Below are 245 nucleotides of genomic sequence, written 5' to 3' on the forward strand. Positions count from 1 at the left end.
GGCATGGAAAACAGCAGCACCAGGCCGACGGCCAGCAGAAAGCTCGGCGTGGCCTTCAACAGGATCAATGCCGACAAGCCCCAGCGGTCCAGCGGACGATCACGCCGCAAGGCCAGGCTCACGCCGAGGGTGAGTGCCAGCGGCACCACCAGCGCCAGCACGCCGGCCAGCAGTGCCAAGGTATGACCAAGACGACCGAACAGCAGCTGCGCCACGGGCACCTGTGAGTCCAGCGAAATACCCAG

At 65.7% G+C, this 245-nt stretch carries 1 pseudogene; it reads right to left on the reverse strand.

Features of this window, described 5'->3' with window-relative positions:
• Nucleotides 1-245, reverse strand: a pseudogene (locus SB725_RS33245) (ABC transporter permease); the annotation flags it as partial.

Origin of the sequence: Pseudomonas sp. SIMBA_041 (assembly GCF_046535095.1) — a bacterium.
GTDB classification, from domain to species: Bacteria; Pseudomonadota; Gammaproteobacteria; order Pseudomonadales; family Pseudomonadaceae; genus Aquipseudomonas; species Aquipseudomonas mucoides.